The 14,023-nt window shown below is 50.6% G+C and carries 13 protein-coding genes; 9 read left to right on the top strand and 4 right to left on the bottom strand.

The annotated features are described in order from the left end of the window. The first annotated feature begins 27 nt into the window (after positions 1-27). From creD to B5D63_RS13650, 3 genes are read left to right on the top strand one after another with little or no spacing between them, the layout of a single operon-like run. Positions 28-1,353 (top strand): cell envelope integrity protein CreD, encoded by a 1,326-nt coding sequence (gene creD / locus B5D63_RS13660; protein WP_078669342.1) that lies wholly within the window; start codon positions 28-30, stop codon positions 1,351-1,353. A 3-nt stretch (positions 1,354-1,356) separates the two neighbouring features. Next, on the top strand, positions 1,357-1,722 hold the full coding sequence (locus tag B5D63_RS13655) for a diacylglycerol kinase family protein (protein ID WP_078669341.1): 366 nt from the start codon (positions 1,357-1,359) through the stop codon (positions 1,720-1,722). 31 nt (positions 1,723-1,753) lie between these two features. Then, on the top strand, positions 1,754-2,425 hold the full coding sequence (locus B5D63_RS13650) for a DUF1361 domain-containing protein (RefSeq protein WP_078669340.1): 672 nt from the start codon (positions 1,754-1,756) through the stop codon (positions 2,423-2,425). A gap of 213 nt (positions 2,426-2,638) precedes the next feature. Here B5D63_RS13650 and B5D63_RS13645 read toward each other — a convergent pair whose 3' ends face one another. Continuing rightward, positions 2,639-6,052 (bottom strand): TolB-like translocation protein, encoded by a 3,414-nt coding sequence (locus tag B5D63_RS13645; protein WP_078669339.1) that lies wholly within the window; start codon positions 6,050-6,052, stop codon positions 2,639-2,641. 58 nt (positions 6,053-6,110) lie between these two features. On the opposite strand from B5D63_RS13645, the gene B5D63_RS13640 reads away from it, so the two are divergent. Then, positions 6,111-6,749, top strand: a complete 639-nt coding sequence (locus tag B5D63_RS13640; protein ID WP_078669338.1) for an MBL fold metallo-hydrolase — start codon at positions 6,111-6,113, stop codon at positions 6,747-6,749. Positions 6,750-6,842: 93 nt separating this feature from the next. Here B5D63_RS13640 and B5D63_RS13635 read toward each other — a convergent pair whose 3' ends face one another. Beyond that, positions 6,843-8,375, bottom strand: a complete 1,533-nt coding sequence (locus B5D63_RS13635; RefSeq protein ID WP_078669337.1) for an oligosaccharide flippase family protein — start codon at positions 8,373-8,375, stop codon at positions 6,843-6,845. A 32-nt stretch (positions 8,376-8,407) separates the two neighbouring features. After that, the gene (arfB, locus tag B5D63_RS13630; protein ID WP_078669336.1) at positions 8,408-8,806 is read right to left on the bottom strand and encodes an alternative ribosome rescue aminoacyl-tRNA hydrolase ArfB; all 399 of its coding nucleotides are present in this window, start codon (positions 8,804-8,806) and stop codon (positions 8,408-8,410) included. 262 nt (positions 8,807-9,068) lie between these two features. Here arfB and dtd point away from each other — a divergent pair, with 262 nt between their 5' ends. From dtd to B5D63_RS13605, 5 genes are all read left to right on the top strand, one after another. After that, positions 9,069-9,521, top strand: coding sequence for a D-aminoacyl-tRNA deacylase (gene dtd, locus B5D63_RS13625; RefSeq protein WP_078669335.1), 453 nt, complete (start codon positions 9,069-9,071; stop codon positions 9,519-9,521). A 54-nt stretch (positions 9,522-9,575) separates the two neighbouring features. Beyond that, a complete protein-coding gene (locus B5D63_RS13620) occupies positions 9,576-9,902 on the top strand; it encodes a nucleotide pyrophosphohydrolase (RefSeq protein ID WP_078669334.1) in 327 nt (108 codons plus the stop codon). Positions 9,903-9,980: 78 nt separating this feature from the next. Continuing rightward, on the top strand, positions 9,981-10,937 hold the full coding sequence (locus B5D63_RS13615; protein WP_078669333.1) for a YihY/virulence factor BrkB family protein: 957 nt from the start codon (positions 9,981-9,983) through the stop codon (positions 10,935-10,937). An 80-nt stretch (positions 10,938-11,017) separates the two neighbouring features. Further along, the gene (locus B5D63_RS13610) at positions 11,018-12,445 is read left to right on the top strand and encodes a glycine--tRNA ligase (protein WP_078669332.1); all 1,428 of its coding nucleotides are present in this window, start codon (positions 11,018-11,020) and stop codon (positions 12,443-12,445) included. An 80-nt stretch (positions 12,446-12,525) separates the two neighbouring features. Next, positions 12,526-13,113, top strand: a complete 588-nt coding sequence (locus tag B5D63_RS13605; RefSeq protein WP_078669331.1) for a hypothetical protein — start codon at positions 12,526-12,528, stop codon at positions 13,111-13,113. A gap of 3 nt (positions 13,114-13,116) precedes the next feature. Here the strand turns inward: B5D63_RS13605 and B5D63_RS13600 are convergent, their stop codons facing one another. After that, positions 13,117-13,839: a ferredoxin--NADP reductase gene (locus B5D63_RS13600; protein WP_078669330.1), complete on the bottom strand. Its 723-nt coding sequence runs from the start codon at positions 13,837-13,839 to the stop codon at positions 13,117-13,119. Between the last annotated feature and the right edge of the window lie 184 nt (positions 13,840-14,023).

Below are 14,023 nucleotides of genomic sequence, written 5' to 3'. Positions count from 1 at the left end.
ACAAAGTGCTTTTAAAAAAATAAAACCATGGAAGTTCCTGAAAACAACCTCAACCCTTCTTTCTTTAGCCGTTATGCTTACGCCTTTAAGGCAATTGTGATTTTCATTATGGTCATCGTACTGCTGATACCTACCGCCATGATCATGGACGTTATCCGCGAACGACAGGACCGCCAGGCCTCCGCTGTGGAGGAAGTCAGCAGCCGCTGGGGATACGAACAGCATATCACCGGCCCCATATTGGCCATTCCCTATACCGTTGCCGGTTCTGCCAATAGTACCTACGTATACCTGTTGCCCGAACAGTTAAAAATCAATGGAGAATTGTTGCCCCAAAAACTTAAAAGAGGCATCTTCAGCGTGGCCGTTTACGACGCCAAAATGCAGCTGAGCGGTACCTTCAGCCCCACCGCCCTCTACAAATCAGGCGTACCGCCATCCGCACTGAAATGGGACCAGGCATCCATTATCATGGGCATCACCGACCTGCGTGGCATAGACAACCAGGTGAAAATGGTCTGGAACGGAAAAACATTTCCTTTCAGCCCCGGCGTAGTCAATACTGACCTGTTCAAAAGCGGGATACAGTCGCCGGTATCGCTGGCCTCCGGCGATACCGCGGCCCTCGCGGGCAACTTCACCGTGGAAGTAGGGGTGAAAGGCTCCGGCCGGATCAGCTTCTCCCCCGTCGGCAAAACCACCACGGTACACACTAGCTCCAGCTGGCCAGATCCCAGCTTCGACGGCGCCTTCCCGCCAAAAGACCGCCGTGTGGACGCTAAAGGCTTCAGCGCCTCCTGGGAAATACAGGACCTGAACCGCGAATACCCCCAGAGCTGGGCGGGTAACAAATACGACATCCACAGCGCGGACTTCGGCATCAAATTCTTTATGCCCGCTGAAAGCTACCAGCAGTCCATCAGAGCGGTGAAATACGCTATCCTCGTGATAGGACTCACCTTTATCATCTTCTATTTTATTGAACTCTCCCAACGCCGCGCCATTCATCCATTGCAATACGCCCTCGTAGGCCTCGCCCTCTGTATTTTTTATACCCTGCTGATATCCATATCAGAACAGCTTAACTTTGCACTGGCCTACCTGATCGCCAGCGGACTGACCATTGCCCTGATAACCCTGTATGTGGCCAGCGCCTATAAAAACGGCCGTATCGCTGCAGGCATCGGTGGTACGCTAATGCTGCTGTACGGTTTTATCTATGTGATTATCAGCGCGGAAGACCAGGCCCTCCTGATGGGCAGCATCGGGCTCTTCCTCACCCTGGCCGCTATCATGTACTTCAGCAGAACGATCAAATGGGACAAATTATCTGAGAAATCAACAGCACAATAAAATATGAGGAAAGAATCTTATTTCAGCAGACGGTTGGCCAGTTTCGGATATGCTTTCAGCGGTATTGCGGCTTTTCTTCGTAGTGAACCCCATGCCCGCATCCACCTGGCAGCTACAATCGTGGTAACGGCAGCCGGCTGCTGGTATAAGCTCTCGAGGATGGAATGGATCTTGCTGATCATCACCATCGCGATGGTCTGGGTCACAGAAATGCTGAACACCGTCGTCGAAAAAATCATGGACCACCTGTCGCCCGACTATCATCCCCGTGTAAAGTGGATCAAAGACGTGGCGGCAGGCGCCGTGCTTGTAACTGCCATCGCCGCCGCCGGCATCGGCGCACTGATATTTATCCCCCATATCCTGTAACCGGTTATTCATCATTAAAACATCAGAAACCATGCGACTGAAAGGCATCTTCCGTTTGATCCGGCAGCGAATCGCGAAAAACCAGCAAACCTATACGCTGTACTTCTCTATCTTGTTCAGCCTGGCACTTCTGTGCTATCGTGTATACCATTCCGGTACCTACCTGCGCGTATCGCTGGTATGGAACCTCTTTCTGGCATATGTGCCCTTTGCCATTACCCGCTGGATGGAAAAACATCCCGCTGAAACCAGCAACCGGCTTACCTGGTACAGCTGTTTCGTGGCCTGGCTGCTGTTCATTCCCAACGCGCCCTATATCCTCACGGACCTGTTCCATCTTTTCGATGGCGGCGTTCCCCTCTGGTTTGAGCTGTTCCTCATCTTCTCTTTTGCCTGGAACGGCATGATGCTAGGTTACATGTCTATCCGCAGCATGGAACACCTCTGGCGCGCCCGCCACACCCGCTGGCCGGCATGGCTGTTCAGCTTCCCGGTCATGTTCCTCTGCGGCATGGGCGTATACATCGGCCGCTACCTCCGCTACAACAGCTGGGATGTGGTGAAAGATCCGCTGACACTCCTCGGCGATATGAGAGACATCGTGCTGCACCCGGTAGAAAACCGCAGCGCATGGGCCTTCACCATCTGCATGGGTATTTTCCTCAGCCTCATGTATCCGCTGTTCCGAAAACAATCCACCTGATCATCATTTTGAGATTTTTTGATTTTCGATTTTGGGATTTCGAGGATCATAACATTTTTTGATTTACGATTTTTTGATTTTGGGATTTCGGGGACCATAATAACGAATTACCATAAAAGAAACGACCGAAGCGATATTTAGTCGCTTCGGTCGTTTCTTTTATGCTTTATTGATCCCCGAAATTCCGAAATCAAAAAATTTCAAAATCGTAAATCAAAAATCCACTCCCATACCAAAATACCAGATCGGGCTACCGCGGAAGAACGCTACCATCGGCCAGCCGGCATCTACCCGGAGGAAGTAACCGGCGATGGTGGTACGGGCGCCAAAGCCATACCCCCCGATAAACGGACCAAGGAAACCTTCTTTGATGCGGGTGGTCACCACACCGTTGTCGTTATAGTTGATATAATTGGCGTCTTTAAAGCTCAGCTTCTCATTCCATGCGGTACCAATGTCCATGAAGGTAGTCACCTGGAAATTGCGCAGGAAAGCGGAGTTGATCGGTTTTTCAATGAAGGTGGCAAATACCGGCAGGCGCAATTCGGTATTCAGCAGCATCACATTGTTACCGTTTTTCGCATTCTGTTTGTAGCCACGCAGGTTCTCTGCCAGCGTCTGGAAAGCGTAATTGGCGCTCATATTCACCGGCGTGTTGGTGTTGATCTGCGGGTTCAGCCAGTTGTCGATACCACCGAGGTAGTACAGCAGTTTACGGGTGCCCCAGGACATATCCAGGGAGAAACGCGTTGCCCAGATGAAGTTGCGGTAAATCTTCTCGTAGTGCCTGATGTCAACGCCCATATTATAGGTGAACCGTCCGCCGGTAGCGGGCGCGTTCGGGTTGAATATCTCGTTCAGACCTCCGTTGGTCAGCTGGGAGTTGATTTCTCCGTACACTTTGTAACGGGTGCCGTTCCAGATGTTGATGGCCGGGTTGATGGTATTGTCATATACATACTCCAGTCGTCCCAGCGCATAACTTTCACTGTAGTTTTTGCTCAGCAGTGATGGTTTTTCCACCGCCTGGGTCACCAGCTTGTCGGTACGATAGCCAACAGACAGGCGGATGCTCCGTACCTGGTCGAACGGATAACGGGCTTCTACCTGGTACAGGTTGGTGATGAATTTGGCCGGCGCTCGGAACTGCCCCAGCTGCGGATCGCTGACGATCACGTCGCTGTTCTTGTCTACTTTACGGTAGTAGGTGAACTTGTAATCGAAGCGTTTCTTCAGGTAGTTGGTCGTGAAGAAATACTCAGATCCCTGCAGGGAGGACGGGATACGGAAACCACCGTTAAACTTCAGGTCTTCAAACAGATCGCTGACGCCTATACGGATTAATCCATTCACCGGGTCGGTCAAGCGGATGGGACCGGACGGCGGACCGGTAAACGGCTGGTACTTGTTGATCAGCACAGAGTTGTCCAGTTGCAGCACCAGGTAGTCGGACGCGAACTTGAACTTATACGGGAACAGTTTTGCTTTTTTCAGTACCGGTTCTTCCCTTTTCTTTTCAAACAGGCCTGGTACGGAAGAAGACGGCGTAGTGCCAATATTATTGCGGCTGGTAGTGGTGTCTACCGGCTCGTTGCTGAATTCGTTCTGGAAGAAGTTGGTATGTGTGGACGTGTCTTTAGGCGCCTGCTCATTATAGGTGGGCAAGCCCAGACGGAGGCTGTCGGCGTGCATTTCCGCCCGGCGGTAGTTGGTCAGTCTGGCGGTAATGTTCCTTTTCTTGAGCACATTGGTGTCTACCTTCAGTTTCATCAACCGTTTGATACCGGCGTAGCCTACCACTTCGGATACTTCTCCCTGTTCACCGGTGATACGGGATTCCTGGATACCGTACGGATAGTTGGATATCGGGAAGGTATAGGTAGAGTCCATGGTGATGGCTACTGCCTGTACGGAATCGGGGGTGGTAGTGCCATATGCTGCGAGGGCGGAATCCAGTTCTTCTTTCTCAGGATTGTGGAGGATTTCCGAACCTACAAAGAAAAGGGAGTCCACACCGGCGTTTTTGGATTTGAAGAAGCCGGCATAGCGGTTACGGATACCGTTAGCGTCTGATACAAAGGTGAAGTGGGTGGTGTTGTACTGCATGGGCAGCCTGGCATCGCCGTACTTCAGGTCGGTGAGCTGGGTGATCTGTTTTTCGCTGCTTTTGTTCCAGTTGTCCACCATGAAAATGTTGAACGGCCGGTTTGGCAGGGTGGTATCGCTGCCTCTTCCTTTAGGCACGGGTCTGTTGGAGGAGTAGATAATACCGCTTTTGCCCGGGAAGGCTGCGAAAGACGGCTCCAGGTCGTCGTATACGTCGTTGGTGATCTGGTCGGTTTTGGAATTGCTGATGCTATAGGTGAAGATGTCGGTATGTCCGTTTTTGATGGCAGACAGCAGGAGGGTATTTTCCTGTACCGGCATGTATTTGAAGTCCACCACGCGGTCAAACTGCGGAAGGTCCTGACGTAGGGTCGTTTTAGTGATAAGGTCGTAGACCATCAGTTTGGTCTTGCCTTCGTGCTCATATACAACGGCCAGTCGGTTGCCTTTGGTGTTCCAGGCCATCAGCGGATAGTTGGGGTCCACCTGGTTGGCGAGCTGCATTACACCGCTGCGCAGGAGCACTTTCGGTTTGTTCCAGCCCAGTTGTATCTGTACGCGGTAGACGCCTTTTTTGAATTCCACCACGGCATAGGAGTTGTTTTTAGGATTGGGATTGAAGCGGTAGTAGTCGGATTTGCCGATTTCCTGTGCCACAATGGTGCGGCCTTTGGCCGATGTTCTTCTCCTGCGGTTATCTTCGGCAAAACGTTTCTGATAAAAAACGAAGAAGTCCTGGGTGGCTTTCTTGGGTGTCTGGTTGAGCACCTGCTCAAAGCCTTTTTTCAGGCCCCTGTTGATACGGGTGATGTACATCAGGTAAGGCACAGCGTCTTTACCATATTTGCTTTCCACATAGTACCAGAAGCCCTGGCCGGCCAGCAGCGGGTTATCGTAGGCCAGCTGGTTGAAGCTGTTGTATTTACCGGACAGCAGCACTGATTTCAGCTCCTCGTCCAGTTTGGCGTTCCAGTTTTCAGCAGCGTAGGCGATAAAGCCATCGGTAAACCATTTGGGGAAATCTATCAGGGCGGCGTTACCGGCAAATTCGCCGATATCTTCCCCGAAGAGGAGGGTTTCCAGCAAAATGCGGGCTATCCCCTGTCTGATCTGCCGGTGCAGGTTTTCATGGTTACCATCAAAATAAACGATCATTTTATTACCTACCAGCTTCGTCACTCCCCCGGTGTTCTGCCAGTCCACGCCAATACCGATATTGGACTGTTTCATCTCCCCGAAGCTGTTATAGACCACAATATTAATGCGCTGTCGGGGATTGGATTCCATGAACTGCTCTATTCCGGGCAATTCCTTTTCGGCTACCTGGGTCACATACTTGCCCAGTTCCAGCCCGTTCTGGCTGAAATAGGTGTTGAAATGCCGGCTTTGATAGTATCTCCACTTAAAATTCTTGAACTGAACGCGATTTTGGCCGAATTCAACTGTATTGGTCTGGGCTTGAGTAACAAATGTTCCAAGTAATAGGGCACCGAATAATAACCTGGTAATAAATCTGTTCATACAGAAAGTATTGATAATATTGTGATCTGTTTTAAAATTAGCTAAAAATCAGGTAACAATGATCGAAATCCAACAATTCACTTTTGGTCCTCTTCAGGAAAACACCTACCTGCTTATTAACGGAAAAAGGGAATGTATAATTATAGACCCGGGTTGTTATTTTCAGGACGAAAGAAAAGAATTATTGCAATATATACAAACGGAACAGTTAAATGTTACGAGATTGCTCAACACCCACTGCCACTTTGATCACATCTTCGGGAACAAACTGGTGTCGGAGACCTACCAGGTAAAACCGGAGTTTCATGAGAAAGAGCAGGTGGTGATGGACAACTCCCAGGCGGTGGGCTCGATGTATAACCTGCCTTTTGACCCCTCTCCCATGCCGGGCCGTTATATCGTGGAAGGAGAAAAAATCGCCTTTGGCGGCCATGAGCTGGATGTGCTCTTCACGCCGGGCCATTCCCCGGGCAGCATTTCCTTCTACTGCGCAGACCAGCATTTTGTAGTCGGGGGAGACGTGCTGTTTTACCAGAGCATAGGCCGTACAGACCTGCCTGGCGGTAACCATACCACCCTGCTGAACAGTATCCGGGAAAAGCTGTTTGTATTACCGGACGAGACCCGGGTATTCCCTGGTCACGGTCCCGCCACAACGATAGGATTTGAGAAGAAGTATAACCCCTTTCTCATTTAGGGATTTTTTGATTTACAGATTTTTTGATCTCAGGGAAACCTGGCCAGCCCCTTCCCAAAATCAGAAAATTTGTAAATCAAAGAATCTCCAAATCTATTTGATGTACTTCCCGATAAACGGCATCCGGGCGAACTCTTTTTTCTCCATGCGGAAGATAAACCATGCGTAGGCGGCAAAGAAAGCCGTGGCCACAGCCAGCGGTAGTGGTTTGAGGGCATAGATGTCGCCGGGGGAGAGCACTTTGGCATTTAGCCAGTTGAACACATAATAGGTGGCCACTGCGAGCCCGATGTAGGTGATCAGCTTGGGAAGATGATAGGGTATCGGGTAATAGCGCTGGCCCCATACGTAACAAACCACCATTTGTACAAAATAACATACCATGGTGGCCAGCGCCGCGCCATAGTAACCCATGACGGGTATCCACCAGTAGTTGAGCAGGAAAGCCAGTACAGCCGTGATCAGGGTGATCACAGCACCGGTTTTGGTGCGGTCGGTCAGTTTAAACCAGATGGTCAGGTTATAATAGATACCGAGGAACATGTTGGCCAGCAGCAGTACCGGAACGATCTTCATGCCCTGGTAGTAGAAAGGCACCCGCAGGAACACCTTCCAGATATTGAGGTACAGGCTCACGAAAAGGAACATAAAACACAGCATCACCACAAACAGCTTCATAATACGGGCGTATACCCTTTGAGGATTCCCGCCTTCCGCCTGTTTGAAGAAGAAAGGCTCGGCCCCTAACCGGAACGCCTGTATGAACATGGTTATGAGGATGGCGAGCTTGTAATTGGCGCTGTAAAGGGCTATCACCTCTTTTTTGGCCTCCATATTATCACCCGGCAGGAACTGTGGCAGGAACCAGGCCCTGTCGAATGTTTCGTTGACCATGCCGGCCATGCCCACAATGATCAGGGGCAGGGCATAGTGGATCATTTTTTTCCAGAGTGCCGGGTCAAACTTCCATTCTATCTGCCGTATCTGTGGCAGGAACAGCAGCAGGGTAAGTCCGCTGCCCAGCATATTACTCAGGTAAATATACCCTGTCTGGCCGGCGCCGTTGTGCAGACCGGGGACCCACTGATGCCCGGCGTCAGCCAGCCTGGGGCAGATGACCAGGAAGAAGATATTGAAAAAGATGGTCGTCAGGATGCCGGCTACCCGGATGGCGGCATATCGCACCGGGCGGCCTTCCAGCCGCAGTTGCGCAAAAGGGATGGCGGTCAGTGCGTCGAATGCCATCAGCAGCACAATGTAGGTGTAAAAGGACGGATGCCCCGTGAGCCCCGCCAGTTCCCCCGTATACGAGTTGATCACCGGCTCCCGCAGGAACAGCAGGAGGATGGTGATGGAAATGGTGGATATCAGCAGGGAGATGGTAGACGTACCCAGCACATGGGCTTTGTTTTCCTGTTTGGCAAACCGGAAAAAGGCCGTCTCCATACCGTAGGTGAGCACAATATTGGCAAAGGGGATATAGGCATACACGTTAGACATCTCCCCGAAGGAGGCCCTGGTTAATATGCCGAGGTAAAAAGGCGTCAGGAAATAATTGAGCAGCTTGCTCACAATATTACTCAACCCGTAATAAACCGTCTGTCCTGCCAGTGTCTTAATGCTCAAACCCTAAATTTTTATGCAAATTACAAATGCCGTTACTCAAAATTGCCTCTCCGCAGCTGTTTTTTCTCGGATAACCGCTTTTTGAACTGTATCCGTTTTTCAACAACCGCTTTGGGTATTTTGGTCGCTATTCTTTTCTTGCGGGGGATCAGCGCCTTGCTGATCAGGTCATTGATCTTGAAGATAACCTCCTGCTTGTTGCCCAGCTGGGTGCGGGCGGTCTGTGCCCTTACCTGCAGGATGCCTTCTGAATTGATGCGATTGGCCAGCTTTTCGTGCAGCAGCTGTTTCTGTTCGGGGGTTAACAGGGCGGAGGCATCTATGTTAAACGCTCCCTCCACCATGGTTTCCACCTTGTTCACATGCTGTCCGCCGGCGCCACCGCTGCGGGCCGTACGAAAGGTGAGCTCAGGTGTAACATTGATGTTCATTGTATGGTTCTTTTTTGTAATGCAAATTTACGTTAATTGGCCCGCAATTTCAACTGTGATAGCCATGATAGCCATGATTGTCACTGATTTACCTGATGAGCGGATAGCCGGCCGATTTATCGGAAATTGTGATCTTTTCCCGCTGAGTGCCGCCCTGCCCCCACCCCGGGGAGGACGCACGGCCACGATTCAAAACGTACAAAAGCAGGAAATGTTACGACGGTTTGTGTTAATTTTCCGCCTGATTAAAAACAGGGTAGCTATGAGAGCAGTTATACAGCGTGTATCCGAAGCCTCCGTAACGGTCGACGGTGTTGTCACCGGCCGGATCGGGCAAGGCCTGATGGTGTTGCTGGGCATAGAGGACGCCGATAGTCAGGAAGACACCCAATGGCTGAGCAGCAAGATCGTTAACCTTCGCATCTTCAACGACGATGCCGGCGTGATGAACGTTTCGGTGAAAGACATGCATGCAGACATACTGCTGGTAAGCCAGTTCACCCTGCACGCCTCCACTAAAAAAGGCAACAGGCCTTCGTATATCCGTGCCAGTAAACCGGACGTGGCCATCCCGCTGTATGAGAAAATGATCGCGCAACTGGAACAGGACCTGGGCACCACCATCCAGCGCGGCATCTTTGGCGCCGATATGAAAGTGGCGCTGGTAAACGACGGGCCGGTCACCATCATCATCGATACCCACCAGCGGGAATAAGATAACATCATTACCCTGCAATCCATTATCTTTAAACACGACAATTCATTATCCATGACTATACAGGAAGCACAGGAAAAGATCGACAACTGGATCAATACGACCGGTGTACGCTATTTCAGTGAACTCACCAACATGGCCATCCTGACAGAAGAAGTAGGCGAAGTAGCCCGCGTAATGGCCCGGCAGTTTGGTGATCAGTCTGCTAAAGACAGTGACAAAAAACGGGAACTGGCCGACGAACTGGCCGACGTTATGTGGGTGGTGCTGTGTATCGCCAATCAAACGGGCATTGATATGACCGTGGCGCTGGAAAAAAACTTCGAAAAGAAAAACATCCGGGACGCTACCCGCCATACCAACAATCCTAAACTGAAATAATCACCTTCTCTCTACGCCTATGTCACAGGAAGCGATGCTACGCATGTTTTTTGCTTCCTGTGGGTAAAAACCTGCAGCATGAACACAAAACCGGGAAAATTACGAATGCTCTGGACGGTGCTGAAAGAGTCCGGCAGTGCTTTTATAGATGATAAAGTGATGAAGCTCAGCGCAGCGCTGGCTTATTACACGATCTTCTCTGTAGCTCCCATGCTCATTATCATCATCTTCTTCTGTGACCTGTTCCTCGGCAAAGACGCCGTAGAAGGCAGTATCTACGGACAGATACAGGGACTGGTGGGCAGCGAGGCCGCCATCCAGATACAGTCCATGATCCGCAACGCCACCCTGTCCAACGATATGAGCTGGGCCACCATGGTGGGCTTTGTAACGCTGATTATCGGTGCCACCGGGGTGTTTGCGGAGATACAGGACTCCATCAATTTTATATGGGGACTGAAATCAAAGCCCAAGAAAAACGGCCTGCTGCGCATGTTGATCAACCGGCTGTTGTCTTTTTCCCTCGTAGTAAGCATGGGCTTCATTTTGCTGGTGTCGCTGGCCGTAAATGGCCTGGTAGAGGTGTTCCGGAACGTACTGGCGCAGCTGATCCCCACCAAGCTGACCACTACGCTGATCGTATATGTAGCCGATCTCGTAGTGCCTTTCCTGGTGATCACCACCCTGTTTACCATCATCTTCAAAGTGCTGCCGGATGCCCGGATCAAATGGAAAGACGTAAGGGTGGGCGCCATCGCCACCGCCGTGTTGTTCATGATCGGTAAATTCGCCATCGGCTATTACCTCGGCGCCAGTAAGGTAAGCTCTACCTATGGGGCCGCCGGCTCCGTGGTCATCATATTGCTATGGGTATACTATTCCGCAGCTATCCTGTATTTCGGGGCGGTATTTACCCGGGTATATATACGCCATTCCGGTAGAGAGATCTACCCCAATGACTACGCTGTCTGGATAAAACAGATAGAGGTGCCCCATGAGCCACAAGCCCCGGTTGACCGCGTGGAAGAAGGGTAAACGTTTCTTTTGTAGGGGTATATATATTAAAAAATAATTACAATCAAATTTTCAAAATAGGCATTTATCTTTGCGCCACTATGTCTACAGATCAGAATAAATTCCAGGCGATTATATCGCATTGTAAAGAATACGGTTTTGTTTTTCCGTCCAGCGAGATATACGATGGACTCAGCGCGGTATACGACTACGGTCAGTACGGTTCCGAGCTGAAAAAAAATATTAAGGACTACTGGTGGAAAAGCATGACCCAGCTGCACGAAAATATCGTGGGGATCGATGCTGCCATCTTTATGCATCCTACTACCTGGAAAGCGTCCGGTCACGTGGACAACTTCAGCGATCCCATGATCGACAACAAAGACAGTAAAAAGCGCTACCGGGTAGACCACCTGATTGAAGCATACGTGGAAACCCTGCCGGAAGCAGAAGGGAACGCGGTGCTGGCGCAGATGGACGAACTCCTGAAAGAAAACGACTTCGCCGGGCTGAAAACCCTGATCGAAGAGAAAAAAATAACCTGCAGCGTCAGCGGCACTTCCAACTGGACAGACGTCCGTCAGTTTAACCTGATGTTCTCTACCCAGCTGGGCAGCGTAACCGATGAAGCCAACGAAATATACCTGCGTCCTGAAACGGCCCAGGGTATCTTCGTGAATTTCCTGAACGTGCAGAAAACCGGCAGGATGAAAGTGCCTTTCGGTATCGCACAGATAGGTAAAGCCTTCCGTAACGAAATCGTAGCCCGTCAGTTCATCTTCCGCATGCGCGAATTTGAACAGATGGAAATGCAGTTCTTCGTACGCCCTGGCACACAGAAAGAATGGTACGAGAAATGGAAAGAAGAAAGGATGCAATGGCACCTGAGCCTGGGCACCGATCCTTCCAAATACCGCTTCAAAGACCATGTGAAACTGGCGCACTACGCCGATGCCGCCGTGGACATCGAGTTCGACTTCCCCATCGGCTTTAAGGAAGTGGAAGGTATCCACTCCCGTGGCGATTTCGACCTGAAACAACACCAGGAATACAGCAAGAAGAAACTCCAGTACTTCGATACCGAAATTAACCAGAACTACGTGCCTTACGTGATAGAAACCTCTATCGGTCTGGATCGTATGTTCCTGCTGACTGTCTGCAACGCTTACGAAGAGCAGGACCTCAGCACACCGGAAAAAGCAGATAGCCGCGTGGTGATGAAATTCCCGGCTAAACTGGCGCCTATCAAACTGGCCGTTTTCCCGCTGACTAAAAAAGATGGTCTGCCGGAAACTGCGCAATTACTCGTAAATGAATGTAAGCAACACTTCCATTGCTATTACGAAGAAAAAGACAGTATTGGTAAACGCTACCGCCGCCAGGACGCGATCGGTACGCCTTTCTGCGTGACCGTTGACCACCAGACCAAAGAAGACGGTACCGTAACCATCCGCTACCGCGACTCTATGGAGCAGGAACGCGTTCCGCTCACAGAAGTCAAAAACATCGTTCTGAACAAGATCATGTAACATGTCCGGGGCCACAGCCGTTTAATTTCGTATATATTCCTACCCCTATGTATATACGAATGATAACAACTGTGGCCCTTTTGTTTTCTCGTATTTACCTGTACGCCCAAAAGGTTCCCCGCGACTCCTCCAGGCAATCCCGCAAAGAACATCCGGTATATTATTCCTCCAAAAAATGGCCCCATGTCGTATATGGTACACTGTTAGGTGCTTCGTGTGGCATTGGTGTTACGTATGATACGCGGTTCAACGGAAAACGCAGCGGTTTCGGAATAATGGCCGGTGCAGGTGTCGTGCCGGAATACGAAGAAGGCCGCGTGAGCCGTAAACTTGGTACCGGAGCCGACAGCCTGCGGTATGTTTTCAATACCACCTATCATGTAACGCCCACCCGCCCCACCCTTTATGGCGGATTCAACTATGTCTTTGGACTACCGGACCCGGACAAGCACTGTGTGGAAATTGGCGCCGGGATGACTTATATGTTTGGCGATTCGCTCTGGTTTGAAGAAGGTGTGTCAAGCCGCACCCTACTGGGCTGGCTGTCGGTCGCAGGCCGGCGGCATTTCATCAATAAACATTTTATGTTCAGGATGGGAGCCATGCTGATGTTCTCGTCTAACCAGGTAACCCCCAACCTGGATACGGGTTTCGGTTATTGTTTTTAGGGATTATCCGTACAGCTCGAGGTGAATGTCGTGGCGGTCGTACCCCATGGCGGTAATACGCTGCCGCGCCTCGTCTATCATGGCTTTCCAGCCACAGAGGTAGAAATTGGCCGGGCGCTTGTTGTCCGCCAGGATTTCTTCGTAGATACTGTGTACATACCCTTTTTTGCCGGTCCAGTCTTCCTGGCGGCTCAGGGTGGGGATATAGTGAAAACGGGGCATGTCTTTGTCCAGCTGCCGCATTTCTTCCGCGTACAGCAGGTCCTGTTCATAACGGCAGCCAAAGATCAGGTGGATATCAGGATGGGGCAGCTGATGCAGCTGGATATACTGTACCATGGACCGGAACGGGGCGATACCGGTACCGGTGCAGATCAGGAACAGGTCTTTTTCCATGTCCGCCGGCAGGGTGAACATGCCCAGCGGTCCCCTTACCTGCAGGGTGCTCCCCTCCTTAATTTCGTTGAAAAGATAGGTGCTGCCTACGCCGCCCTCCAGTAATACGATCACCAGCTCAAAGATATTGGTGCTGTCCGGGTGGGAGGCAATGGAATAACTGCGCCAGCGCTTGTTTTTCTTTTCATGAATGGGGAGGTCCAGGGTGACAAACTGCCCGGGTTTGAAATCAAACCGTTCCAGCTCAGGGATACGGATCCAGAAACGCCGTGTATTATGGGTTTCATCTACCAGCCGGGTAACGATACCTGTATACCAGATCTCCTGCATGGAAAAAGGATTTTGATGTCACTGAATATAATGAAACATTTTGGAATTTTTTGATTTCGGGATTTTTTGATTTCGCGGAAAGGGGCGAGGCTCCCTCAAGCCCGAAATCAAAAAACCTCAAAATTTGTAAACCAAATAATTAAATACTCCAATACCCAAATCACCAAATCTTCGTATCTTTGCA

Source organism: Chitinophaga eiseniae, from assembly GCF_900167135.1.
Classification (GTDB): Bacteria; Bacteroidota; Bacteroidia; order Chitinophagales; family Chitinophagaceae; genus Chitinophaga; species Chitinophaga eiseniae.
This window is presented reverse-complemented; position numbering and strand designations above follow the sequence as displayed.